General features: G+C 71.5%; 20 protein-coding genes and 1 pseudogene. 17 read left to right on the top strand and 4 right to left on the bottom strand.

Annotated features, from left to right (window positions below; all coding sequences use genetic code 11):
* Nucleotides 1-300: 300 nt before the first annotated feature.
* Nucleotides 301-1,482 (bottom strand): ROK family transcriptional regulator, encoded by a 1,182-nt coding sequence (locus NQU54_RS41975; protein WP_257635585.1) that lies wholly within the window; start codon nucleotides 1,480-1,482, stop codon nucleotides 301-303.
* Between the two features lie 223 nt (nucleotides 1,483-1,705).
* On the opposite strand from NQU54_RS41975, the gene NQU54_RS41970 reads away from it, so the two are divergent.
* Nucleotides 1,706-1,993 (top strand): ribosomal protein L7/L12, encoded by a 288-nt coding sequence (locus NQU54_RS41970; protein WP_069866961.1) that lies wholly within the window; start codon nucleotides 1,706-1,708, stop codon nucleotides 1,991-1,993.
* Between the two features lie 51 nt (nucleotides 1,994-2,044).
* On the opposite strand, the gene NQU54_RS41965 is transcribed toward NQU54_RS41970, so the two are convergent.
* Nucleotides 2,045-2,722 (bottom strand): GntR family transcriptional regulator, encoded by a 678-nt coding sequence (locus tag NQU54_RS41965; protein ID WP_257635584.1) that lies wholly within the window; start codon nucleotides 2,720-2,722, stop codon nucleotides 2,045-2,047.
* Between the two features lie 141 nt (nucleotides 2,723-2,863).
* On the opposite strand from NQU54_RS41965, the gene NQU54_RS41960 reads away from it, so the two are divergent.
* From NQU54_RS41960 to NQU54_RS41925, 8 genes are all read left to right on the top strand, one after another.
* Entirely contained in the window at nucleotides 2,864-4,255 is a 1,392-nt protein-coding gene (locus NQU54_RS41960) for an L-lactate MFS transporter (protein WP_257635583.1), read from the top strand.
* Nucleotides 4,252-4,374, top strand: coding sequence for an MFS transporter small subunit (locus NQU54_RS41955; RefSeq protein ID WP_256114259.1), 123 nt, complete (start codon nucleotides 4,252-4,254; stop codon nucleotides 4,372-4,374). Before NQU54_RS41960 ends, NQU54_RS41955 begins: the two co-directional genes overlap by 4 nt.
* Before the next feature lie 193 nt (nucleotides 4,375-4,567).
* A complete protein-coding gene (locus tag NQU54_RS41950) occupies nucleotides 4,568-6,517 on the top strand; it encodes a molybdopterin oxidoreductase family protein (protein ID WP_257635582.1) in 1,950 nt (649 codons plus the stop codon).
* A gap of 2 nt (nucleotides 6,518-6,519) precedes the next feature.
* The gene (locus NQU54_RS41945; RefSeq protein ID WP_257635581.1) at nucleotides 6,520-8,358 is read left to right on the top strand and encodes an NAD(P)H-dependent oxidoreductase subunit E; all 1,839 of its coding nucleotides are present in this window, start codon (nucleotides 6,520-6,522) and stop codon (nucleotides 8,356-8,358) included.
* Nucleotides 8,355-9,227: a 2Fe-2S iron-sulfur cluster-binding protein gene (locus tag NQU54_RS41940; RefSeq protein WP_069866967.1), complete on the top strand. Its 873-nt coding sequence runs from the start codon at nucleotides 8,355-8,357 to the stop codon at nucleotides 9,225-9,227. The genes NQU54_RS41945 and NQU54_RS41940 overlap by 4 nt, the downstream gene beginning before the upstream one ends.
* Nucleotides 9,228-9,232: 5 nt before the next feature.
* A complete protein-coding gene (gene fdhD, locus NQU54_RS41935; protein ID WP_257635580.1) occupies nucleotides 9,233-10,126 on the top strand; it encodes a formate dehydrogenase accessory sulfurtransferase FdhD in 894 nt (297 codons plus the stop codon).
* Nucleotides 10,127-10,543: 417 nt separating this feature from the next.
* Nucleotides 10,544-11,863, top strand: coding sequence for a serine hydrolase domain-containing protein (locus NQU54_RS41930; protein ID WP_257635579.1), 1,320 nt, complete (start codon nucleotides 10,544-10,546; stop codon nucleotides 11,861-11,863).
* 429 nt (nucleotides 11,864-12,292) lie between these two features.
* Complete coding sequence (locus tag NQU54_RS41925) at nucleotides 12,293-14,266, top strand: sialidase family protein (RefSeq protein ID WP_257635578.1); 1,974 nt, start codon at nucleotides 12,293-12,295, stop codon at nucleotides 14,264-14,266.
* Between the two features lie 34 nt (nucleotides 14,267-14,300).
* On the opposite strand, the gene NQU54_RS41920 is transcribed toward NQU54_RS41925, so the two are convergent.
* Both NQU54_RS41920 and NQU54_RS41915 read right to left on the bottom strand, forming a co-directional pair.
* Complete coding sequence (locus tag NQU54_RS41920) at nucleotides 14,301-14,759, bottom strand: VOC family protein (protein ID WP_257635577.1); 459 nt, start codon at nucleotides 14,757-14,759, stop codon at nucleotides 14,301-14,303.
* 143 nt (nucleotides 14,760-14,902) lie between these two features.
* Entirely contained in the window at nucleotides 14,903-16,015 is a 1,113-nt protein-coding gene (locus NQU54_RS41915) for a bile acid:sodium symporter family protein (protein ID WP_087684317.1), read from the bottom strand.
* A 144-nt stretch (nucleotides 16,016-16,159) separates the two neighbouring features.
* Between NQU54_RS41915 and NQU54_RS41910 the strand changes: the two are divergent.
* The 8 genes and pseudogenes from NQU54_RS41910 to NQU54_RS41875 form a co-directional block, all read left to right on the top strand.
* Nucleotides 16,160-17,046 (top strand): annotated as a pseudogene (locus NQU54_RS41910) (LysR substrate-binding domain-containing protein).
* A gap of 186 nt (nucleotides 17,047-17,232) precedes the next feature.
* A complete protein-coding gene (locus NQU54_RS41905) occupies nucleotides 17,233-19,059 on the top strand; it encodes an AMP-dependent synthetase/ligase (protein ID WP_257635576.1) in 1,827 nt (608 codons plus the stop codon).
* 19 nt (nucleotides 19,060-19,078) lie between these two features.
* Nucleotides 19,079-19,759: a hypothetical protein gene (locus NQU54_RS41900; protein WP_069866976.1), complete on the top strand. Its 681-nt coding sequence runs from the start codon at nucleotides 19,079-19,081 to the stop codon at nucleotides 19,757-19,759.
* Between the two features lie 97 nt (nucleotides 19,760-19,856).
* Complete coding sequence (locus NQU54_RS41895; protein ID WP_257635575.1) at nucleotides 19,857-20,672, top strand: effector-associated domain EAD1-containing protein; 816 nt, start codon at nucleotides 19,857-19,859, stop codon at nucleotides 20,670-20,672.
* Between the two features lie 87 nt (nucleotides 20,673-20,759).
* A complete protein-coding gene (locus NQU54_RS41890) occupies nucleotides 20,760-21,590 on the top strand; it encodes an aldo/keto reductase (RefSeq protein WP_308408537.1) in 831 nt (276 codons plus the stop codon).
* Between the two features lie 269 nt (nucleotides 21,591-21,859).
* Nucleotides 21,860-23,035 (top strand): S1 family peptidase, encoded by a 1,176-nt coding sequence (locus NQU54_RS41885; protein WP_257635574.1) that lies wholly within the window; start codon nucleotides 21,860-21,862, stop codon nucleotides 23,033-23,035.
* A gap of 298 nt (nucleotides 23,036-23,333) precedes the next feature.
* Nucleotides 23,334-23,918: a sigma-70 family RNA polymerase sigma factor gene (locus NQU54_RS41880; protein ID WP_257635573.1), complete on the top strand. Its 585-nt coding sequence runs from the start codon at nucleotides 23,334-23,336 to the stop codon at nucleotides 23,916-23,918.
* On the top strand, nucleotides 23,915-24,376 hold a 462-nt coding region (locus NQU54_RS41875), incomplete at its 3' end, for an anti-sigma factor (protein WP_372506349.1). The genes NQU54_RS41880 and NQU54_RS41875, both read left to right, overlap by 4 nt.

The following is a 24,376-nucleotide window of genomic DNA, read 5'->3' as shown; positions in this document are numbered from 1 at the left end:
TGCGCTGAAGCGGTGCGGTGGTACGGGGCGGGGCGCGACGGGGTACGGCGCGACCCGGTGGTGCGGCTCGGTGGTGCGGAGCGGTGCGGGTGATGCGGCTCGGTGGTGCCGGGTGGTGCGGCTCGTGCCTCGGCGTGGCGTACGCCGAGGGGCGGTGCGGATGCCGTGCTGCCGTGCTGCTGCGCTGTGCCGAGGTACGGCCCGGCCGTGACCGGGCGGGGTCGGGCCGTCGGGCCGTCAGGTCATCGGGCGTCAAGCCCGCAGGCCCGCAGGCCGTCAAGCCATCAGGCCCTCAGGCCGTCATGCCGGTGAGAAGAGGTGGTCGCTGATCAGGCGGGCCGCGCCGGTGACCCCGGCGGCCGGGCCGAGTTCGCCCAGCACGATGGGGAGGTTTCCGGTGGCCAGGGGCAGGGACTGGCGGTAGACCTGGGTCCGTATGGCGGCGAGCAGGGTATGGCCGAGCCCGGTGACACCGCCGCCGATGACCACCAGACCGGGGTTGAAGAAGCTGACGAGCCCGGCGATGACCTGGCCCGTACGGGTGCCGCCCGCCCTGATGAGGTCGAGGGCGGTCGCGTCGCCCGCCGACGCCGCGGCCGCGACGTCCGTGGCGGCGAGGCTGCCGACTTCCTCGAGCCGGGCGGCGAGTTCGGGGGACCGGCCGTCGCGGGCGGCCTCCTCGGCGTCACGGGCCAGCGCCGCGCCGCCGAAGTACGCCTCCAGACAGCCGTGGTTGCCGCAGGCGCAGGGGCGGCCGTCGGGTTCGGCCTGGATATGGCCGATGTCGCCCGCGCTGCCGGTCGTACCGCGGTAGACCTCACCGCCGACGACGATCCCGCAGCCGATACCGGTGCCGATCTTCACGCAGAGGAAGTCATTGACGGAACGGGCGACTCCGGCGTGCTGTTCCCCCATCGCCATGAGGTTCACATCGTTGTCGACCATGACCGGGCAGCCGAGTTCCTGGCTGAGCGCCTCCCGTACGGGGAAGCCGTCCCACCCCGGCATGATCGGCGGCGCCACGGGCACGCCCTCGGGGAACCGCACCGGGCCCGGCACTCCGATGCCCGCCCCGTCGAACCCCTCGGCCACCCCGGAGGCCCGGAGCTTCGCGGCCATGTCCAGCACCTGCTCGAAGACCGCGACGGGCCCTTCGCGCACATCCATGGGCTGGTTGAGGTGGCCGAGAATCTCCAGTTCGGCATTGGTCACGGCGACGTCCACGGAGGTGGCGCCGATGTCCACACCGAGCAGCCGCAGCCCCGGCGCGAGCCGGATGTTGTGCGACCGCCGCCCGCCCCGGGAGGCCGCGAGCCCGTCCGCGACGACCAGCCCGGTCTCCAGCAGCCGGTCGATCTCCACGGCGAGCTTCGAACGCGAGAGGTCGATCTCATCGCCCAGCTGAGCACGGGAGTTGGGGCCGCCGTCACGCAACAGGCGGAGCAGTCGCGCCTGATGTGCGTTCGCCGGTCGTGCCGTCATGCGCCTCACGCTGCCCCTCCCGCCGTCATCGGCATCCACGTGGCCGGGCTTTCACGGGGAACGTAGCAGCGGTTGTCGGGGGTGGGAAGAACTTGCGCCGCAATTGGCCATGACTTTCTCCTGCCACAGGACAAAGCCGAGTAGATTTCGGGACAGCACGTGCGGGGCGCCCGCTCGGGAGTTGGCGTCCGGCGAAAGAGTTCGGCCACTACGATCGGCGATCATGGAGATAGCGGCGTACATCGCGATCGTGGCCCTCGTGCTTCAGTATCCGCTGCTGGAGTCGAGGATTCAGAAGCTGCACCGCAGGGCGGACCGGATCGAGCGCAAGCTGGATCTGATCCTCGGCCACCTGGACATCGAGGTGGCCGAGCCCGGACTCGAGCGGGTGGCGGCCCTGGTGCGGGAGGGCAAGAAGATCGAGGCCATCAAGGTCTACCGAGAGCTCACCGACGCCGGTCTGAAGGAGGCCAAGGAAGCGGTCGACCGCATGGACGTCGCTCAGGGGTGACGTCGCGGAGACTGGTCACCGGGCACCGGCGGGTGACATCGCGGGGACGGGTCAGGACCGCTCGCGCTCGTGGTAGGTGCGGCGGGTGTGTTCGGTGTGGGCGCGCATGATGGCGGTGGCGCGGTGTTCGTCACCGGCGGTGATGGCCGCGATCAGCTCGCGGTGCTCGATCCAGGACTGCTTGCCGCGCTGCCGGGCGACCGGGGTGTAGTACCAGCGGACCCTGCGGTCCACCTGGGCGGCCAGCTCGGACAGGACCGCGTTTCCGGCGAGCTCCATCACCTTGGCGTGGAATTCGGCGTTGGCCGCGACCGCGCCGTCCACATCGTCGTCCAGCACCGCGCGCTCGCCCTTGGCGCACAGCTCCTCCAGCGCGGCGACGCCTGCCGCGTCGGCCCCGGCGGCGGCCAGCCGGGCGGCCTCGGCCTCGAGCAGGGTGCGCACCGTGAGGAGCTGATCGGCGTCCTCCTCGGTGGGCTCGTGGACGAACGCGCCCTGCGCGGGCCGCAGATCGACCCAGCCTTCGGTGTTGAGCCGCTGGAGGGCCTCGCGCACCGGCTGGCGGGAGACTCCGAGCTGTCCGGCGAGCTCGCTCTCGACGAGGTGCTGGCCGGGACGGAGGGCGCGGGTGGTGATGAGTTCGAGCAGCGCCTCGTAGACGCGCTCGCGGAGCGGTCCGGGCCGCTCCAGCTTCGGTACCGCGCCCTGCGGCAGTCCCCTGGACAGCATCGCGCCCCCTTTGGCTCGTCGTTCACCCGGTGCAGGAATTGGTTATTGTCTACAGTTTACCCACCCCATCCACGCGACTGACACATCCCAGGTGCTTTCACGTCTAGTCATTGACTCGTTGAATCCTTAAAGTCCGGGCACATGCTCACCAATGATCGTGTCGGACCGTTGCATCGCTCACGCACCCTGGCCCCACCGGGCTGGAGCCGGTGGCTGGTGCCGCCCGCCGCGCTGTCCGTCCACCTCTCCATCGGCCAGGCTTACGCCTGGAGCGTGTTCAAGCCGCCCCTGGAGTCCTCGATGGACCTCTCGGGCACGGCCAGCGCGCTCCCCTTCCAGCTGGGCATCGTGATGCTCGGCCTGTCCGCCGCCTTCGGCGGGACGCTCGTCGAGCGCAACGGGCCCCGCTGGGCGATGTTCGTCTCCCTCGTCTGCTTCTCCTCCGGCTTCCTCGTCGCCTCGCTCGGCGCCGCCACCAGCCAGTTCTGGCTGGTCGTCCTCGGCTACGGCTTCATCGGCGGGATCGGCCTCGGCATCGGCTACATCTCACCCGTCTCCACGCTCATGAAATGGTTCCCCGACCGGCCCGGCATGGCCACCGGCATCGCCATCATGGGCTTCGGCGGCGGCGCGCTGATCGCCTCGCCGTGGTCGAGCTGGCTGATGGAGCGCTTCGGCACCGACAACGGCGGCATCGCCACCACCTTCCTGGTCCACGGCCTGACCTACGGGGTCTTCATGGCCCTGGGCGTGCTGCTGGTGCGCGTACCGCCGGAGGGCTGGCGGCCCGCCGGCTGGGAGCCGCCGCTGGAGCAGGGGCACATGGTCAGCACGGCCGATGTCTCCGCGCGCAACGCCCTGCGCACCCCGCAGTTCTGGTGCCTGTGGGTGGTGCTGTGCATGAACGTGACGGCGGGCATCGGCATCCTGGAGAAGGCCGCGCCCATGATCGGCGACTACTTCAAGGACACCGACACCCCCGTGTCCGCCACCGCGGCGGCCGGTTTCGTCGCCCTGCTGTCGGCGGCCAACATGACCGGACGGCTGGTGTGGTCGTCCACCTCCGACCTCATCGGCCGGAAGAACATGTACCGGATCTATCTGGGCGTGGGCGCGCTGATGTATCTGGCCATCGCCCAGCTCGGGGACTCCTCCAAGCCCCTGTTCGTGGTGTGCGCGCTGGTCATCCTCTCCTTCTACGGCGGCGGCTTCGCGACCGTTCCGGCGTATCTGAAGGACCTGTTCGGCACCTATCAGGTGGGCGCGATCCACGGCCGGCTGCTCACCGCGTGGTCGGTGGCCGGAGTCCTCGGCCCGTACATCGTCAACAAGGTGGCCGACCACCAGGAGGAGGCGGGGAAGACCGGCCCCGGGCTGTACTCGCTGTCGCTCACCATCATGATCGCGCTGCTGGTCGTCGGCTTCATCGCCAATGAGCTGGTACGTCCGGTCCATCCGCGCTTCCACGAACCGGCCCCCGCCGCGGCGGCCGAGGCGGAGGCGGCGCCCGCCGAGAAGGGAGGAGACCGATGAGTGAACCGACCGGGAACCGCACCGCGCTGACCGTGGCCGTCTGGGCCTGGGTGGTGCTGCCCTTTGGCTACGGGGTCTATGAGCTGATCCGTAAGGCCACCCAGCTCTTCACCGGCTGAGGTCCCAGCACCGGCCCGGGTCGTTCCAGCGCCCCAGGTCTCGAGCCCCGGCGAACGTGAGGGGAGTCGAGGTGTCGTCCGACTCCTTGACCCCCTTCTCGGGAATACTGTATTCAATATTCAGTCGACGATACCCATACGCTCGGTTACCTCACGTCGCGTCACGCGGCGTGAGCGCCGTAAGGAGCGCGTCGTGGCCCGAAACCGCCAGCGCAACCGACAGCAGAAGCAGTACCCGCGGCTGACCCACCCGTTGGTGCGGGACCCGATAAGCGGTGAACTCCGCCGGGCCTCCTGGGACGAGGCGCTCACCCGGGCCACCGCCGGATTCCGTGCCGTGACGGCGGCCCACGGGCCCGACGCCTTCGGCATGTTCTCCTGCGCCCGCGCCACCAACGAGATGAACTACGTGGCGCAGAAGTTCACCCGGGTGGTGATCGGCACCAACAACGTCGACTCCTGCAACCGCACCTGCCACGCACCCAGCGTGGCGGGGCTGTCGGCCGTCTTCGGCTCCGGCGGCGGGACGTCGTCGTACGGGGAGGTCGAGGACACCGACCTCATCGTGATGTGGGGCTCCAACGCCCGCTTCGCACACCCGATCTTCTTCCACCACGTCCTCAAAGGCATCAGGAACGGCGCCCGGATGTACGCCGTCGATCCGCGCCGCACCTCGACCGCCGAATGGGCGGAGAGCTGGCTGGGGCTCAACGTGGGCACCGACATCCCGCTCGCCCACGCCGTGGGCCGCGAGATCATCCACGCGGGGCTCGCCAACCGCGCCTTCATCGAGCGCTCGACCAGCGGCTTCGAGGAGTACGCGGCCCATGTGGAACCCTGGACGCTGAGCGTCGCGGAGCAGGTCACCGGCGTCCCGGCCGACGCCATCCGCGATCTCGCGCACGCCTACGCCACCGCCGAGCGCGCCCAGCTGTGCTGGACCCTCGGCATCACCGAGCACCACAACGGCACCGACAACGTCCGGGCGCTGATCAATCTGTCCCTGCTGACCGGCCATGTCGGCCGGTACGGCTCCGGGCTCCAGCCGCTGCGCGGCCAGAACAACGTCCAGGGCGGCGGCGACATGGGCGCCATCCCCAACCGGCTGCCCGGCTTCCAGGACATCCTGGACCCGCCCATCCGCGCCAAGTTCGAGCGCGCCTGGGACGTCGTCATCCAGCCGCGGTACGGGCTGAACCTCACCGAGATGTTCGAGGCCATGGAGGCGGGCGAACTGCGCGCCGTCTACTGCATCGGCGAGAACCCGGCCCAGTCCGAGGCCGATACCGAACAGGCGGTCCGGCGGCTGGAGTCGCTTGAGCACCTGGTGGTCCAGGACATCTTCCTCACCAAGACCGCCGAGCTGGCCGATGTGGTGCTCCCGGCGACCGCCGCCTGGTGCGAGACGGAGGGCACCACCACCAACAGCGAGCGCCGCGTCCAGCGGGTGCGGAAGGCCGTGGAGCCGCCGGGCGAGGCGCGCGAGGACATCGACATCATCTGCGAGCTGGCGCGGCGGCTCGGCCACGACTGGAAGTTCGAGGGCTCGGAGGAGGTCTGGAACGAGCTGCGCGCCGTCTCCCCGGACCACTTCGGCATGACCTACGACCGGCTGGAGGAGCATCAGGGCATCCAGTGGCCCTGCCCCAGCACCGACCGCCTCGAACCCACCTATCTGCACGGCCGGCTGTGGGAGAGCGATTCGGAGCGGCGCGGCGCCCGCGCCCCCTTCGGCCCGGTGAAGCACGATCCGCCGGTCGATCTGACCGATGACGCCTATCCGATCCGGCTCACCACGGGACGGCGCCTGGACTCGTACAACACCGGGGTGCAGAGCGGGGGTTTCGCCTCCCCGCTGCGGCGCGGCGAGTACGTCGAGCTGTGCCCGGAGGACGCGGCCCGCTACCGCGTGGAGGCCGAGGAGCGAGTGCGGGTCACCTCGCGGCGCGGCTCGGTGGTGGCGCCGGTGTGGATCGAACCCGGGCTGCGGCCGGGGCTCGCCTTCATGACCATGCACTTCCCCGACGAGGTGGACACCAACTCCCTGACGATCGAGGCCAACTGCCCGATCGCCGGGACGGCCGAGTTCAAGGCGTCCGCCATAAGGATCGAGAAGATTCCCGTGACCGCCGTAAGGAGCTGATCGTGGATCTGCGGTTCGGTGACAGCAAGCCCACCGACGAGGAGCGGGCGGCGGTCGACGCGCTGCTCGGCCCGCCCGGGTCCGCCTGGGAGGGCGCGGACGACCGAACGGACACCGATCTGCGCTGGGCACGCGGCGGCCGCGAGGCACGCGAGCGGCGCGATCTGCTGTTGCCGGGGCTGCACGCGCTCAACGACCGGGTGGGCTGGATCAGCGAGGGCGGCCTGGACTATCTGTGCCGCCGGCTGACGGTCCCCCCGGCGGAGGGCTACGGGGTCGCGACCTTCTACGCGATGTTCGCGGTGAAACCCCGTCCGGCGACCGTCGTCCACGTCTGTACGGATCTGGCGTGCGCGACCCGGGGCTCGGCTCAGGTGTGCGCGGAGCTCGAACGAGACCTGGGCCCTGCGGGCTCCGCGGGCTCCGGGGCCGTCTGGCAGCCCAGCCCGTGCCTGGGCCTGTGTGAACGCGCCCCGGCGGCCCTGGCGCTCCGCGCGGGCGAGGCACCTCAGGCCGCGGTCGTGGCCCCCGCCACCGCCGGGGCGATCGCCGACGCGGCGTCGGCGCCCCACGACGCGGCCGCCGAGCCGCCCGCGGTGGCCGCGGTCCCCCAGTCCGGCGCCGACGGCCTGGTGCTGCTGCGCCGGGTCGGGGTGGTGGATCCGGGGTCGCTCGACGACTACCGCGCCCACGGCGGATACGCCGCCCTGCGACGCGCGTTCGCGCTGGGGCCCGCCGGGGTGATCCGGGAGGTCACCGAGGCGGGGCTGGTCGGGCGGGGCGGGGCCGCGTTCCCGACCGGGCGGAAGTGGTCGGCCACCGCCCAGCAGCCCGACCATCCGCACTATCTGGTCTGCAACGCCGACGAGAGCGAACCGGGCACCTTCAAGGACCGGGTCCTGCTGGAGGGCGACCCCTACGCCCTGATCGAGGCCATGACCGTCGCGGGCTACGCGACCGGGGCGCACCGCGGCTATCTGTATCTGCGCGGTGAGTACCCCCGGGCGCTGCACCGGCTGCGCACCGCCATCGACCAGGCGCGTGCCCGCGGCTTCCTCGGTGAGGACGTCATGGGCCAGGGGTTCGCGTTCGACATCGAGATCCGGCGCGGCGCGGGCGCGTACATCTGCGGCGAGGAGACCGCGATCTTCAACTCGATCGAGGGGCGGCGCGGTGAACCGCGCAGCAAACCGCCCTTCCCGGTCGAGAAGGGGCTGTTCGGCAAGCCGACCGCGGTCAACAACGTGGAGACGCTGGTCAATGTGTTGCCGATCCTGATCGAGGGCGCACAGGCGTATGCGCGCACCGGCACCGACACCTCCACCGGCACCAAGCTGTTCTGCGTCTCCGGCACGGTCGCCCGCCCCGGCGTCTACGAGCTGCCGTTCGGGGCGACGCTGCGGGAGCTGCTGGAGCTCGCGGGGCCGCCCGAGACCCTGCGCGCGGTGCTGCTCGGCGGCGCGGCGGGCGGTTTCGTACGCCCCGACGAACTGGACGTCCCGCTGACCTTCGAGGGCACGCGCGCCGCGGGCACCACGCTCGGCTCGGGGGTGGTGCTGGTGCTGGACGACGGGGTGGAGCTGCCCCGCGTCCTGCTGCGCATCGCGGAGTTCTTCCGCGACGAGTCCTGCGGCCAGTGCGTCCCCTGCCGGGTGGGCACCGTAAGGCAGGAGGAGGCGCTGCACCGGCTCAAGGACCGCACGGGCGCCGCCGCGGCCGGGGACATCGCGCTGCTGCGCGAGGTCGGCCAGGCCATGCGGGACGCCTCGATCTGCGGTCTGGGCCAGACCGCCTGGAACGCCGTGGAGTCCGCCATCGACCGCCTGGGAGCCTTCAAGTGACCGCGATACCACTGCGACCCCCGCGCCGGCTGGTCGACCTCACCCTGGATGGCGAGCCGGTCCGCGCCCCGGAGGGCAGCACCCTGCTGGACGCGTGCCGCGCCGAGGGCAAGGACATCCCGACCCTGTGTCAGGGCGACACGCTCACCCCGAAGAACGCCTGCCGGGTGTGCGTGGTGGAGGTGGAGGGCTCCCGCACCCTCGCCCCGGCCTGCTCCCGCCGGGTGGAGCAGGGCATGGAGGTGCGCACGGACACCGAGCGGGCCCGGCACAGCCGTAAGGTCGTCCTGGAGCTGCTGGCCTCCTCGACCGATCTGTCGACCACGCCGCGCGCCGCGGAGTGGATCGAGGAGTACGGGGCCGAGCCGGACCGCTTCGGCGCGGATGCCGCCCGGATGGACGAGGAGCCGAAGGTCGACAACGACCTGTACGTCCGGGATTACGACAAATGCATCCTCTGCTACAAGTGCGTGGACGCGTGCGGCGAGCAGTGGCAGAACACCTTCGCGATCGCGGTCGCGGGCCGCGGCTTCGACGCCCGTATCTCCACCGAGCACGAGGCGCCCCTCACCGACTCCGCGTGTGTCTACTGCGGCAACTGCATCGAGGTGTGCCCGACCGGCGCGCTGAGCTTCAAGAGCGAGTTCGACATGCGGGCGGCCGGGACGTGGGACGAGTCGGCGCAGACGGAGACCACGACGGTGTGCGCCTACTGTGGTGTGGGCTGCAACCTCACCCTCCATGTACAGGAGAACGAGATCGTGAAGGTCACCTCGCCGCACGACAATCCCGTCACGCATGGGAACCTGTGCATCAAGGGCCGTTTCGGGTACCAGCACGTACAGAACCACGCACAGAACCGGGACTGATCGACATGGGACGGGTCACCGAGCGACGCCGCGTCATCCGCATCCGGGACGGGGCGGTCAGCACCCGGCCGGACACCCTCGTGGCGGAGGAGCCGCTCGAGATCCGGCTGAACGGCAAACCACTGGCGATCACCATGCGCACTCCGGGCGACGACTTCGCCCTCGCCGCCGGGTTCCTGGTGAGCGAGGGCGTCCTCGGGCGGGCGGAGGAGCTGGCGAACATCGTCTACTGCGCGGGCGCGACCCAGGACGGCTCCAACACCTACAACGTGGTGGATGTGACGCTGGCCCCTGGCGTGCCCGTCCCGGACATCACCCTCGAGCGCAATGTCTATACGACGTCGTCCTGCGGTCTGTGCGGCAAGGCCAGCCTGGACGCGGTGCGGACGACCGCGCGCTGGCCGCTCGAGGACGGGTTCGGCGACGGGCGGGACGGCGCGGGCTCTCCGGGCTCTCCGGGCTCTCCGGTCCGGATCGAGCCGGAGACGCTCTCGGCGCTCCCGGACCGGCTCCGGGCGGCACAGCGCGTCTTCGACCGGACCGGCGGTCTGCACGCGGCGGCGCTGTTCACCCCGGACGGTGAGCTGCTGGACCTGCGGGAGGACGTGGGCCGGCACAACGCGGTGGACAAGCTGGTGGGGCGGGCGCTCCAGCAGGGTCTGCTGCCGCTTTCGGGGTCGGTGCTGATGGTTTCGGGGCGCGCCTCCTTCGAGCTGGCGCAGAAGGCGGTGATGGCGGGGATCCCGGTGCTGGCCGCGGTGTCGGCGCCCTCCTCACTGGCGGTGGATCTGGCGGCGGAGACGGGGCTCACCCTGGTCGGCTTTCTCCGCGGCACCTCGATGAACGTGTACGCGGGCGAGCAGCGGCTCGCCCTGCGGACAGCGGTCGGCGGGGCCTGAGCGGCCCGCCCGCTGCACGGGTCGGCGGTCCGGCCGGCGGGGAGCGCCCCCTGCGTCGGCCGGCCCCTACCGAGTCTCGTACACATGTTCAAGATCCGGGTCTGCCGATGGCCGGGCTGTCGCGGTGACCGCCGAAGGAGGACTGGGACGCGGTGCTGCGCACCAATGTCGCCGGTGTCTGGCTGCCCATGAAGCACCAGATCGCCCCGGCCTGACCGCCCGGCTCCCCGGCCTGACCGCCCCAGGCGCCCGGCCGGCCCTCGGCGAGCGCCCGGCGGGGCCCGGCCGGGGGGCTGCTGGCTGCTGGCTGCTGGCTGCTGGCTGCTCCACCCAAGCCGGGGCATGGGGCTGCCCCCACCTGAACACGGGGGCCTGCCGCATGGCCGGGGTACCGCCGCGCCCGGAAGCTGATGAGACATGAACGCACCCACGAAACGTCGTCGTTTACGCCTCGTCATGGCCGCCGCCGTCACCGCCGCACTCGTCGGCGGTGCGGCCGCGGTCCCGGCCGCCGCCACCTCCACCTCCGCGACACCGCAAGCCGACCCCGCCTCGTCCGCCACCTCGCCGTCCGCCGCCTCCTACGGCTCCGCCGACCCCACCGACTCCACCGACCACGGGCTCACCGAGGACGAGCTGCGCCGTACGGTGGCCCGGACCCTGAAGGACGCCGGTTTCATCGGCGTCACCGTGGAGGTGCGTGACGGGGACCGCCGGATCCACGCCCGCGCGGGCGAGGCGGAGCTGCACACCGGCCGTCCCATGCCGTACGGGGCGCACTACCGGGCCGCGAGCGTCACCAAGTCCTTCGTGGCCACGGTCGCCCTCCAACTGGTCGCCGAGGGGCGGCTCTCGCTGAGCGACCCGGTGGACAAGTGGCTGCCGGGTGTGGTGAGCGGCAACGGCAACGACGGCCGCCGGATCACCGTCAGGAATCTGCTCCAGCACACCAGCGGCATCTACAACTACGCCTACAGCGACGACACCGGTGACTCGGCGGCGGACTTCGACCGTACCCGGTTCGACCATGTCTCCGCCGAGCAGGTGGTCGCCGGGGCGATGAAGCACCGGCCCGACTTCCCGCCCGCCCCGGCCGATGACCCGAAGCCCGACTGGAACTACTCCAACCCCGGCTTTGTCCTCGCCGGAATGATCATCCAGAAGGTCACCGGACACCCGTGGCCGGAGGAGGTCCGCGACCGGATCATCCGCCCGCTGGGCCTGACCGGCACATCGGAGCCCGGGGACGATCCACGGCTGAAGGCCCCGTACGCGCATACGTATCAGCGCTTCCCCGGCTCCAGCACCTGGCTGGACACCACGCTCCGGAACGTCTCCTGGGGCGGTGCGGCCGGTTCGCTCATCAGCACCGACCGCGATCTGGACCGGTTCTTCACCGCACTGCTGAGCGGCCGTCTGCTGCCCCCGGCGCAGCTGGCCGAGATGCGCCGGACCGTCCCCGTCGCGGAGGACTTCGAGGTGGCGTTCCCCCACGCCCAGTACGGGCTCGGGCTGATGCGGCAGCCGCTCAGCTGCGGCGGCTATCGCTGGGGCCACGGCGGCGACCTCGAAGGGGCCACGGTGCGCACCGGCTTCACCGAGGGCGGGCGGCGCTCGGTGACCATCAGCTCCACCGGCAAGACCGCCGACGACGAGCAGGTGCTCCGGGCCGAGGCGGCCCTTCAGGGCCTCACCGACCGCGTTCTGTGCGACGGAGTCCGAAGCCGTAAACCCTGACATCCGCTGGAGAGTTCCGGGCGCGAGGAGGAGGGCCCATGCGGATCGGCGAGCTGTCCCGCTCACTGCTGGACAGTGTCATCACGGCCGGTCAGTCGGCCATGGGCTGACCGAAGCCGGCCGCGGCCCGGGGCGGATCCCGCCGGGGGGGGCGAGGCCCGGAGGCGGACCCCCGGGGCGGGGTCCAGGGGGCGGGCAGCCGCCCTCTCGCGCCCCGCCCGCACCCCAACTGGCCCAGTGTCACGAGGATATGACGCACGGTCCTTGTCCGGGCGACCACAGGACGAGACACTTTCAGCCGCAGTCATGTGTGAGACATGGGATGTCTTGATGTCCTGATGGCGTCATGCCTCATGGCGTGATGCCCGACGGTCTCGACGTCCAGATGCCGATGCCTCAACGAGGCAGTCTGAAGGGCAGGCCGTGACCATGGCGTCAGTTCTCCGCACACGTCCCCGCAGCAGACCACCGCGCTCCGGCACCAGACCTTGGCGGCGCCGCGCCGCCGTGCTCCTCACCGCCGCGGCGCTGGCCCTGATCCCGCTTCCGGTACGGGCCGCGGACACGGATTCCACCGCGTCCGCGGCCCGTACCGACTCCGGCTTCGAACAACAGGTCCTCTTCAAGTCCGCCCAGGAACAGGGCTACTCCTGCTTCCGGATTCCGGCGGTCGTCAAGGCCAAGGACGGCACCCTGCTCGCCTTCGCCGAGGGCCGGGTCGACAACTGCGGCGACGCCGGGGACATCGATCTGGTGCTCAAGCGCTCCACCGACGGCGGCCGCACCTGGGGCCCGCTCCAAGTGATCAACGAGGGCGAGGGGGACACCCACGGCAACCCCGCGCCCGTCGTGGACATGCGCACCGGCCGCATCGTGCTCGCCAGCACGTACAACACCGGCCGCGACGACTCCCAGAGCTGTGACGTCCCCTGTGACCGCAGCCCGCATCTCCAGTACAGCGACGACAACGGCGCCACCTGGTCGGCCCCGCGCGATATGAGCTCCTCGCTGGTGCCGCCGGGGTGGAACTCCTGGTACGCCACCGGCCCCGTCCACGGCATCCAGCTCCAGCGCGGCCGGCACAAGGGCCGGCTGGTCTTCACCCTCAACACGGAGAGCTTCAGCGGCGGCCGCATCACCCACAACCACGCCGCGCTCGCCTACAGCGACGACGGCGGCAACCGCTGGCGCATCGGCGCGGTGGACACCTATCCGCTCGCCGAGGACGGCACCTTCCGCCAGAAGCCGTCCGAGATGACGCTGGTGGAGCGCGCCGACGGATCGATCTACGTCAGCGGACGGGAGCAGGACGGCACCGATCTGGGCCACCGCGACTACGCCATCAGCCGGGACGGCGGCCAGAGCTTCACCGGGCCGTTCCGCACCATCCCCGATCTGCCCACCCCCCAGGTGCAGGGGTCGATCCTGCGGCTGCGCGACCCGGCCCGCGACGGCCACAGCCGGCTGCTCTTCTCCGCCCCCGCCGACCCCGACCGCCGCCGCACCATGATGGTCCGCTCCTCCTGGGACGAGGCCCGCACCTGGGACGGTGTCGAGCGCGGCAAGGTCGTCACCACCGACTGGTCCGGCTACTCCGACATGGTGGCGATCTCACCCGGCACGGTGGGGCTGCTGTACGAGGGCGGTGCGGTGGACGCCCGTGACGAGATCCGCTTCGCCCGCTTCACCGAGGACTGGCTGGGCTCCCGCCAGCCGCCCGCCCCCACCACCGACGACCGCGCGTCCGGCGCCCGGTCCGCGACCGTGCTCGGCGGCGCGGCGACACGCGCCGACGGCCGCTTCGACGGGGCGCTGTCCTTCGACGGCACGGACGACGCGGTACGCGTCCCGTACCGGAACGCGCTGCCGCTGGGCACCCGCGACTTCACCGTGAGCCTGTGGTTCCGCTACTCGGCCGCCTCCGGGCAGCATCCGTTCCTCTGGATGGGCGGCATCGGCGACAAACAGCCGCAGGTCTGGCTGCGCGGTGAGCCCGGGAGCAACCGGATCCGGGCGCTGATGACCACGGTCAACGGCTTCGCCACCTTCACCAACGCCTCGGTGTCCACCGACGCCGCGTACAACGACGGGCAGTGGCACCACCTCGCCCTGGTCCGCGGCGGCGGCCGGCTCTCCCTCACCGTGGACGGCGGCACCGCCGTCACCGCCCCCGACGCCCCGGGCACCGTCAGCCGCACCGCGCCCTTCGGCCTCCACCTCGGCCAGGCCGTGGACAGCCGCTCCCATATGACGGGCGATCTCGATGAGTTCCGTCTGTACGCCCGCGCCCTGACCGACACCGAGCTGCGGCGCGTCCGCGAGTTCAACGCCCCGCTCGACGGCTCCCACTCCGGCCCCCTCGTCCGCCTCCCCCTGGACCGCGTGCGGTCATCCCACGGCTGAGCGCTCCGGCGGAGCCGCATACCGGACAACACCGTCAGACCACACAGAACTCATTGCCCTCCGGGTCCTGGAGCACCACCGCGTAGTACTCCATCTCCGGCTCGTCCATGATCCGCAGGATCGTGGCCCCGGCCCCCTTCAGCCGGTCCACGGTCGCGGTGACGCGCTCGGTGCGGACCGCGAGGGGCACATCACGCCCACCGCCCACCTTCAGATCGAGATGAAGCCGGTTCTTGGTGACCTTCGACTCCGGAACCTGCTGGAACCACACCCGCGGACCCTGCCCCTCCGGATCCACGATGGACTCCGGGGTCTCCCCGGCCCCGGGGGGCAGCTCCGCCGCGGGCACCCCCATATCCGCCCAGTACTCCCGCCAGGTGGCATGGCCGCCCGGCGGGGGCTCGGGCACATAGCCCAGGGCCTCGGACCAGAAGGCCACCATCCGGCGTGGCTCGGCACAGTCGATGGTCAGCTGAAGCGTCGGCGTCGTCATGCCCGGATCCTCCCAGAGGGGTCTGACAACGCCCGTCCACAAGCCGCCGCCCGCCGAAAGCCCGACCTCCGGAGGCCCAGCCGCAGGAGGCCCGACCGCCGGAGGGCCCCATCGGCCGAAAGCCCGCCCGGCGAAAGCCGACGTCAGACGCGGGTCAGCGCGGTGTCCGCGCTCTCCGCGCCGTCCGTACGAGCCCGAGTCCCCGGCCGCCCTTCGGCTCCCGTGCCCGTGCCCGCCCCCGTCTCCACCGCCTCCGGCGCCCGCGCCGCGTAGCGGCGGGCCAGCACCGCGCAGACCATCAGCTGCATCTGGTGGAAGAGCATCAGCGGCAGCACCGCCAGGCTCGCCTGGGCGCCGAAGAGCACACTCGCCATCGGCAGCCCGGCGGCCAGGCTCTTCTTCGACCCCGCGAAGACGATGGTGATCCGGTCCTCCCGGACGAAGCCCAGCTTCCGCGAGCCGTACGAGGTGAGCGTGAGCATCACCGTGAGCAGGACCGCCTCGACGCCGAGGAGGATCGCCAGCCGGGCCGGGGTGACCTGGTGCCAGATGCCCCGGGTCATGCCCTCGCTGAACGCCGCGTAGACCACGAGCAGCACCGAGCCGCGGTCGACGAGCCGCAGCACCGACCGATGGCGGGAGATGAAGCCGCCGATCCAGCGGCGCAGCAGCTGACCGGCGAGGAAGGGGGCCAGCAGCTGAAGTCCGATCTTGACCATCGAGTCGGCCGAGAAACCGCCGCCGCTGCCGCCCAGCAACAGCGCGACCAGCACCGGGGTGACGACCACGCCGAGCAGGCTGGAGAAGGAGCCCGCGCAGATCGCGGCGGCGACATTGCCCCGGGCGATCGAGGTGAAGGCGATGGAGGACTGGACCGTGGAGGGCACCAGGCACAGGAAGAGCAGCCCGGTGTAGAGGGGATGGGTCAGTACGTACGGCACCAGCCCGCGCGCGGCCAGGCCGAGGGCCGGGAAGATGACGAAGGTGCACACCAGCACGGTCAGATGGAGCCGCCAGTGGCGCACTCCGTCCAGCGCCTCACGGGTGGAGAGCCGGGCGCCGTAGAGGAAGAAGAGGAAGGCGACCGCGACCGTGGTGGCCCCGTCGGTGACGGTGGCGGCCCGGCCGCTGACCGGGAGCAGCGCGGCGAGCGCCACGGTGCCGACGAGTCCGAGGATGAAACCGTCCAGGGGGAGCCAGGAGGGAAGGGCGATCTTGCGCAGACGCGGGCGGTGCGGGCGGTGCGGGCTGGGCATTCGTTCTCTTTCTCGCTCTTTCTCGGCTGGCGTTTCGGACACGGACGGGGCCCCGTTCATCATGCTCCCGATCAAGGCCATCGGGAATCCCGTATACCGCTCTGACTGCCATCGCGTTCCGTGATGACCTCGTACAGTGGCCGCATGTACGACCCCGCCCAGCTCCGGACGTTTCTCGCGGTGTCCCAGACCCTCAGCTTCACCCAGGCCGCCGACCGGCTCGGAGTGCGCCAGTCCACCGTGAGCCAGCAGGTGCGCAAGCTGGAGGCGGCCGTGGGGCGGCAGCTGTTCGCCCGTGACACCCATGGGGTGGACTGGACGGCGAGGCGATGCTGGGGTTCGCCCGCTCCATCCTGGAGGCGAACGAGCGGGCGGCGAGCTGGTTCCGGGGCACCCGGCTGCGCGGCCGGCTGCGCTTCGGCGCCTCGGAGGACTTCGTGGTGACGCGGCTGCCGGAGATCCTGGAGGGGTTCCGGCGCGACCACCCCGAGGTGGACCTGGAGCTCACCGTCGAGCTGTCGGGCACCCTGCATGAGCGGCTGGAGGCGGGCAAGCTGGATCTGGTGCTGGCCAAGCGGTCGGATGAGCGGCCGGGCGGGCAGCTGGTGTGGCGGGACCGGCTGGTGTGGATCGGCGCCGAACGGCTGCGGCTGGATCCGGACCGTCCGCTCCCCCTGATCGTCTTCCCGCCACCCGGGCTGACCCGGGCCCGTGCGCTGGATGTGCTGGAGCGGCACGGCAGGTCATGGCGGATCGTGTGCACCAGCGGCAGTCTCAACGGGCTGGTCGCGGCGGCGCGCGCCGGGCTCGGGGTGATGGCACACACCCATGGCCTGATTCCGCCCGGCCTGGCGCCGGTCCCCGAACGGGCCGGGCTGCCCGACCTCGGCCCGGTGGATTTCGTACTGTTGTACGGAAAGCGGCAGCGGGACGGCGCCTCGCACGCCACCGCGGAGCGACTCGCCGCCGCGATCCTGGCGGGGCCGGTGCCGCGATCGGAGAGATTTCGTGCAGAAGACCGTTACATATAAGCCACACACGCGGCGCATAGGAGCAGACTCCACGCAATCCGCCCTCGTCGGCGCCTGATTGACCCCCTTTCACCTCCCCGCCCGCCAGGCATTCCGTGCGTTCCGGGCACAAAACACCTCTCCCGTATCGGGGCCGGATCGGGTACGGTCGCGGCGCTGTGCCCAGCGGCTTCAAGGAGCAAGGTATTGCGCGAGTTCACCGTCCCCCCGTTGGCGACGCCGCCTCAGGCCGGAGGACTGGCGGATGCCGTCTTCGACCATGCGGACTCCGACCCCCTCCGGGTGGCGCTGGCGCGCAAGACCGCGGACGAACGCTGGGAGGACGTGTCCGCGGGCCGGTTCCGGGACGAGGTGACGGCGCTCGCCAAGGGGCTGCTGGCCCACGGGGTCCGCTTCGGCGACCGGGTCGCCATCATGTCCCGCACCCGCTACGAATGGACGCTCTTCGACTTCGCGCTGTGGACCCTGGGCGCCACGAGCGTCCCGCTGTACCCCACCTCCTCCGCCGAGCAGGTCTGCTGGATGCTGCATGACGCGGGGGTCTCCGCCTGTGTGGTGGAGCATGAGGACCATGCGATGACGGTCGGCTCGGTGGTCGGCCGGCTGCCGCATCTCAGGCGTCTGTGGCAGCTGGACGCGGGGGCGCTGGAGGAGCTGCTGGCCGACGGGGAGTCGATCGAGGACGACACGGTCGAACGGCACCGGCTGGCCGTGACCCCCGAGCATCCCGCGACCATCATCTACACCTCGGGCACCACCGGCCGCCCCAAGGGCTGTGTGATCACCCATTCCAATCTGATGGCCGAGTGCGACAACATCGTCGAGCGCTATGAGGTGGCCTTCCACTCCAAGCGGAACGACGAGGCCGCCACCCTGCTCTTCCTCCCGCTCGCCCATGTCTTCGGCCGGATGGTCGAAGTCGCCTCCATTCGCGGCAAGGTCAAGCTCGGGCACCAGCCCAAGCTCTCGGCCGCCGCGCTGCTGCCCGATCTGAAGACCTTCCGGCCGACCTTCATCCTCGCGGTGCCCTACATCTTCGAGAAGGTGTTCGCGGCGGCCCGCCGCAAGGCCGAGACGGAGGGCAAGTCCGGGATCTTCGAGAGGGCCGTGGACGTGGCGGTGCGGTACGCGGAGGCGCAGGAGGCCAAGGCGTTCGGCACCGGGCCGGGGCCGAGCGCCGCCCTGCGCATGCAGCACCAGTTCTTCGAGAAGACGGTGTACGGCAAAGTGCGCGCCGCGATGGGCGGCCGGGTCCGGCACGCCATGTCGGGCGGTTCGGGGATGGAGCGGCGGCTCGGGCTGTTCTTCGCGGGCGCGGGCGTGACCATCTACGAGGGCTACGGCCTCACCGAGTCCACCGCCGCCGCCACCGCCAACCCGCCCGAGCAGACCCGCTTCGGCACGGTCGGGGTGCCGATACCCGGCACCACGGTGCATCTGGCCGACGACGGCGAGGTGTGGGTGCGCGGCGGCCAGGTCTTCGAGGGCTACCTCGGCGATCCCAAGGCCACCGACGCGGTGCTGCGCGACGGCTGGCTCGCCACCGGCGATCTGGGCACGCTGGACGAGGACGGCTACCTCACGATCACCGGGCGGAAGAAGGAGATCCTGGTGACCTCGAGCGGCAAGACCGTCTCCCCGGTGGGTCTGGAGGAGCGGGTGCGGGCGCATCCGCTGGTCGCCCAGTGCCTGGTGGTCGGCAACGACCGTCCGTATATCGCGGCGCTGGTCACGCTGGACCCGGAGGCGGTCGCACACTGGCTGACGATGCGCGGCAAACCGGAGATGCCACCGGGCGACCTGGTCCGGGACCCCGATCTGGAGACCGAGATCCGGCGTGCGGTGGTCGCGGCGAACACCACCGTCTCCCAGGCGGAGTCGATTCGTACCTTCCGGATACTTGCCGCGCAGTTCTCCGAGGAGCATGGTCTGCTGACGCCTTCGCTGAAACTGAAGCGAAAGGCCATCGAACAGGCGTACGCCGTCGAGGTCGAGGCGCTGTACCAAACCTGAGCCGCGAAGGGGGCACGAAATGATCGACGTCATTCTCCCCGAACTTCCCGAACGCGAACTGGCACTGATGTCCGAGGAAAAACCCCAGCCCAGCGGCCCGAGGCTGGCCGGACGGGTGATCCTGGGCGGGCCGGTGGCCTTACCGGTGACCACGGAGCTCGTGGGACCGGATCCGGAACTCCTGGACTTCCTCCGAACCGAGGCGGACAACGCCGTCTACCACCTGGTGCACCTGTCGGTGACCTGCGCCCGGGACGCACCGGACCCCGCACTGCACTCGGTCAATCTCGATGTCACCCTCACGGCCGAACCGGTGCGGCGGGGCACCGCGGTCTTCCAGCCGGTGGCCTGGTCCATGACCCCGCGCCAGCTCACCGCGGATGCGAAGGCCACCGCACCGGCGCACGCGGCCCACCTCGGCCCCCGGCTCGGATTCCACGACGGTGCCCGCACCGCGTACGGCGAGCGGATCTGCCTGGAGGCTCGGCGTGAGCTGCGCTCCGATCCGGGCTGGGAGATCCGGCACACCTCGGCGGTGCGTATCGGTGGTACGTACCGGCTGGCCATGGTGGTACGGGCACCGCGCGGGGCGGTGAGCCGGGCGGCGGTCGCGGTGGGCGCGACGGTGCGCGAGGGGCACACCCTGCACCGCTTCCGGGAGGAGCTCGACGAACCCCTGCGCCTGGCCGCGCTTCAGTAGAGGCGCCACACGCGGAGGCGGAACGGGGAACGGGGGAACGGGGGAACGGAACGGGGGCACAAGCGGTACGAGCACGGGCAAGGAGCGACGGGGAACGGTGGACGGCCAGGACGGGGACGGGCATCCGGCGCTGACGACCGAGGAGATCGGGGAGTTGACGCGGGTCTTCCCGCCCGGCTCGTCCGCCGTGGCGCTGCTGCGCAGGGCGGGCTTCCCCACCGAGCACATCCCGGCGGCCACCACCGCCGCCGAGTTCTGGTCCGCGGTGGCCGGAGCGGTGGCCGCGGACCGGGTCGCGGACGGCAGACTGCGCATCCTGGCCGCCGCCTGTGCCACCTATCCGCACAACGAGGTGTTCCGCGCCGCGGTACGGGAGCCGGGCGGGGGCGGTGTCCGGCGGGTGCTGGTGACCGGCGCCGCCCCGGGCGCCCAGGAGTTAGCCGCGGTCCGGCGGGCCGCGCGGGGCGTCCTCACGGTGGACCGGTGCCCCGCCGCGGCCGCCGCCGATCTGCGGCGGATCCTCACCGTACGCCCGGATGTGCTGCATCTGGTCTGCCGCCGCGAGGGGCACACACTGGTCTTCGAGGACGGCGACGGGCAGGCGTATCGCACACCCGCCGCCCGCCTGGCCGAGCTGCTGACCGCGTACCGCCGGCTGACCGGCGCCCCGCTGCTCGGTGTGGTGCTCGGCTGCCCCGACGGCGCGCCCCTGGCGGCGCTCTTCACCCGTGCGGCCGAGGTGGTCGTCGCCCATCGCGGCCCGCTGGACGGCGCGGCCTCGGCGGCCTTCACGGGCGGGCTCTACGCCCTGCTGGGCGAGGTGCCCACGCTGGCACAGGCGGCGCGGCGGGCGGCGGAGCGCATCGGGTCGGACGGGAACGGGGTGGTGGTCCTGCGCGGGCGGGCCTGGTAGGCGGGCCCGTGGGAATGACGGCCGACCGTTGATCGTTGCACTTGTTGGAAGCACGTAATCCACATCCGACGTAAGGATCGACTGCTCGTGAGCAACGTCCCCTTCATCACGCTCAACAACGGCGTACGGATGCCGCAGCTCGGCTTCGGTGTCTGGCAGATCCCGGACGACGAGGCACAGGTCGCGGTGCGCAACGCGCTGGACGCCGGGTACCGCAGCATCGACACGGCCGCCATATACGGCAACGAGGAGGGCACGGGGAAGGGGCTCGCCGCGTCGGGCGTCGCACGCGACGAGCTGTTCATCACCACCAAGCTCCAGAACGGCGACCAGGGGTACGACTCGGCCCTGCGCGCCTTCGACACCTCGCTGACCAAGCTGGGCCTGGAGTATGTGGACCTCTATCTGATCCACTGGCCGTTGCCCGCGGTCGACAAGTACGTGGACTCGTGGAAGGCGTTCGAGAAGATCTACGCCGAGGGCCGCGCCAAGGCCATCGGCCTGTCCAACTTCCACCCCGCCCACATCCAGCGGCTGCTCTCCGAGACCTCGATCGTCCCGGTGATCGACCAGATCGAGCTGCACCCGCAGCTGCCGCAGGCGGAGCTGCGCGCCTTCAACGCCCGCCATGAGATCGCCACCGAGGCGTGGTCCCCGCTCGGCCAGGGCAAGGGCCTGCTGGAGGACCCGAAGCTGGCGGCGATCGCCGAGAAGCACGGGAAGTCCCCGGCCCAGGTGGTGCTGCGCTGGCATCTGGACCTCGGCAATGTGGTGATCCCCAAGTCCGTGACCCCGTCGCGGATCAAGGAGAACATCGACGTCTTCGACTTCCAGCTGGACTCCGAGGACCTCGCGGCGATCGACTCCCTCGGGACCGGCGTCCGTCTGGGCTTCGACCCCGAGACCTTCAACGGGTGAGCCCGAGCGCCCGGGTGTGCCCGAGCGCTCCACCGGCTCCGCCGTCCGCCCCGTCGCGTGCCCCGCGGCGGGGCGGACCCGTATCCGCGTCGCGGTGATGGACCCGTGGTCACGTTGGTCGCCCCCGGCCGCGTCGTGGCATATCCCGGGCGCATGACCCCCGATACGGGGCCGACGCGGCCCACCGAGCGAGGCAGGTCCCCGGCAATTACGCTTGGCGCCCAGATGGGCACGCAGCGTGACCATTCCCCTAGCCGAGGAGACCGAAGATGTCCCGCAGACGCCGTCACGGCCTCGAGTTGGCCGCCGGTTGCACCGTCGCGATAGCCGCCCTCTTCCTGGGGAACGGCATACCCGCGGTGGCCGATCCCGGTGAACCCTCCCCCCGGCCCCGGAGGGAGGTGCCCCCCGAGATGCTGGCCTCGATGCAGCGCGATCTGGGCCTGACGGCCGATGAGGCACGGATGCGGATATCCAACGAGTTCCGGGCCGGGGCCGCGGAACCGGGCCTGCGCAAGAGCCTGGGCAGCACCTACGGCGGCGCGTGGGTGTCCGGCAACACCGCCGAACTCACCGTCGCCACCACCGACGAGCAGCAGAGCGGCACCATCACGGCCGGGGGCGCCAAGGCCGCCGTCGTCAAGCACAACCTCAAAGCCCTCACCGACGCCAAGGAGGCCCTGGACCGCGCCGCCTCGGAGCGGCCCCCGGCGGCCGATGTCGCCTCCGCCTGGTACGTCGACGTCAAGAGCAACAGCGTCGTGGTGCAGTCGACCAAGCCCGACGAGGCGGCCGCATTCGTCGCCGCGAGCGGTGCGGACCGGGAGGTCGTACGGGTGGTGGAGTCGGCCGAGCGGCCGGGCCCGCTGTACGACCTGCGGGGCGGCGAGGCGTTCTACATCAACGACGCCGGCCGCTGCTCGATCGGTTTCCCGGTGGCCCAGGGCGAGCGGAACGGCTTTGTCACCGCCGGCCACTGCGGCAGTCCGGGCGACACCACCACCGGCTTCAACCGGGTGGCCCAGGGCAGCTTCCAGGGCTCCACCTTCCCCGGCAATGACTACGCATGGGTGTCCACCAACGCCGACTGGGCTCCGCAGCCGTGGGTGATCGGCCCCGCGGGCGCCAATGTCACCGTCACCGGCTCGCAGGCGGCGCCGGTGGGCTCGTCCGTCTGCCGCTCCGGTTCGACGACCGGCTGGCACTGCGGCACCATCCAGCAGCACGACACCAGCGTGCAGTATCCCCAGGGCACGGTCAGGGGCGTCACCCGCACCAACGTCTGCGCCGAACCGGGTGACTCCGGCGGCCCGTACATCTCGGGCAGCGAGGCGCAGGGCGTCACCTCCGGCGGCTCCGGCAACTGCACCGTCGGCGGAACGACGTACTACCAGCCGGTGAACCCGATCCTGACGACCTACGGGCTCACCCTCACCACTGACTGACGCCGGGGCGCCGAGGCCGCCGCGGCCGAGCGGGCCGCCGGTGGCCTCGCGCGTGTCCGCACACCCGCAGCGCGTGTCCACACACCCGTAGCGCGTGTCCGCAGCCCCGTAACGCGTGTCCGCAGCCCCGTAGCGCGTGTCCGGCACACCTTCCTCGCGTGTGTCCGGCGCACCTTTGCCCTGCCTGTCCGGCACACCTTGATGTGTTCGGAGCACCTTGACCAATCCGGACCCGTCCGGGCGACGAATGAGGTACGACACCTCCGTGTGCGCCGCATCGTTCCCGGAAGGACGGCTTGTGAGAGAACCCGTGTACATCGGCGGACCGGCCGCGCGCGGACCGGACCTCGAAGAGCTGCTCCAGATGGTGGCCCGGGGGGACCAGAACGCGTTCGGAGCCCTCTACGACGCCGTCAGCGGGCCCGTCCTGGGGCTGACGCGCAGTCTGCTGCGCGACCCGGCCCAGGCCGAGGAGGTCACCCAGGAGGTCCTGGTCGAGGTGTGGCGGTCCGCGGCGCGGTTCGAGCCGGGCCGGGGCAGCGCCATGGCCTGGATCATGACGGTGGCACACCGGCGCGCCGTGGACCGGGTGCGCTCGGCGCAGGCCGCCTCCGGCCGCGAGGAGCGCGCCGCGCTGCTCTCCCGTACCCCGGCGTTCGACGAGGTGACCGAGCAGGTGGAGGCCAGGCTCGAACGCGAGCAGGTGCGGCGGTGCATGCGGACGCTGACCGAGCTCCAGCGTCAGTCGGTGACCCTCGCCTACTACCGGGGCCGTTCCTACCGTGAGGTGGCGGAGTTGCTGTCCCTGCCGCTCGGGACCGTGAAGACCAGACTCCGGGACGGGCTCATCCGGCTCCGGGACTGCATGGGGGTCGGCGCATGACCAGGGCGGATCTGCACACATTGACCGGGGCGTATGCGGTGTACGCCCTGTCGGGGCGGGAGTTGACCGAGTTCGAGCGACATCTGGCGGTCTGTGACGCCTGTCGTCAGGAGGTGCGGGAGCTTCGGGAGACCGCCGCGAAGCTGGCGGTGGCCACGGCCCTGACCCCGCCCCCGACGATGAAGGACGATGTGATGCGGCGGATCGCCACGGTCCGCCAGGAGCCGCCCCGGGTGGCGGCGCGGGAGGCCCGGGAGTCCCACGCCGGCCCGCGGCGGCGCACCGGGCGGCGGGCGATGAGCTTCGCGCTGGCGGCCTGTGTGGCCGCGGCCGCCGCGTTCGGCGGGGCCGCGGTGTGGCAGTACCGGGAGGCGTCCGACGCCCGTGACACGGCCCGCCGCTCCGAGCGGCGGGGGGGCGCGGCGGGGGGGGGGGCCCCGGGGCGGGGCGCGCCCCGC

This window comes from Streptomyces malaysiensis subsp. samsunensis, assembly GCF_024519315.1.
Lineage (GTDB): Bacteria > Actinomycetota > Actinomycetes > Streptomycetales > Streptomycetaceae > Streptomyces > Streptomyces malaysiensis.
Note: the sequence above shows the minus strand (reverse complement) of the source record. Positions and strands in the feature narration are given on the sequence as shown.

What these genes read in the sequence shown, in the direction of transcription:
- NQU54_RS41975 (WP_257635585.1), bottom strand. Translation starts at nt 1,482, where the DNA reads ATGACGGCACGACCGGCGAACGCACATCAGGCGCGACTGCTCCGCCTG.
- NQU54_RS41970 (WP_069866961.1), top strand. Translation starts at nt 1,706, where the DNA reads ATGGAGATAGCGGCGTACATCGCGATCGTGGCCCTCGTGCTTCAGTAT.
- NQU54_RS41965 (WP_257635584.1), bottom strand. Translation starts at nt 2,722, where the DNA reads ATGCTGTCCAGGGGACTGCCGCAGGGCGCGGTACCGAAGCTGGAGCGG.
- NQU54_RS41960 (WP_257635583.1), top strand. Translation starts at nt 2,864, where the DNA reads ATGCTCACCAATGATCGTGTCGGACCGTTGCATCGCTCACGCACCCTG.
- NQU54_RS41955 (WP_256114259.1), top strand. Translation starts at nt 4,252, where the DNA reads ATGAGTGAACCGACCGGGAACCGCACCGCGCTGACCGTGGCCGTCTGG.
- fdhD (WP_257635580.1), top strand. Translation starts at nt 9,233, where the DNA reads ATGGGACGGGTCACCGAGCGACGCCGCGTCATCCGCATCCGGGACGGG.
- NQU54_RS41930 (WP_257635579.1), top strand. Translation starts at nt 10,544, where the DNA reads ATGAACGCACCCACGAAACGTCGTCGTTTACGCCTCGTCATGGCCGCC.
- NQU54_RS41925 (WP_257635578.1), top strand. Translation starts at nt 12,293, where the DNA reads ATGGCGTCAGTTCTCCGCACACGTCCCCGCAGCAGACCACCGCGCTCC.
- NQU54_RS41920 (WP_257635577.1), bottom strand. Translation starts at nt 14,759, where the DNA reads ATGACGACGCCGACGCTTCAGCTGACCATCGACTGTGCCGAGCCACGC.
- NQU54_RS41915 (WP_087684317.1), bottom strand. Translation starts at nt 16,015, where the DNA reads ATGCCCAGCCCGCACCGCCCGCACCGCCCGCGTCTGCGCAAGATCGCC.
- NQU54_RS41900 (WP_069866976.1), top strand. Translation starts at nt 19,079, where the DNA reads ATGATCGACGTCATTCTCCCCGAACTTCCCGAACGCGAACTGGCACTG.
- NQU54_RS41885 (WP_257635574.1), top strand. Translation starts at nt 21,860, where the DNA reads ATGTCCCGCAGACGCCGTCACGGCCTCGAGTTGGCCGCCGGTTGCACC.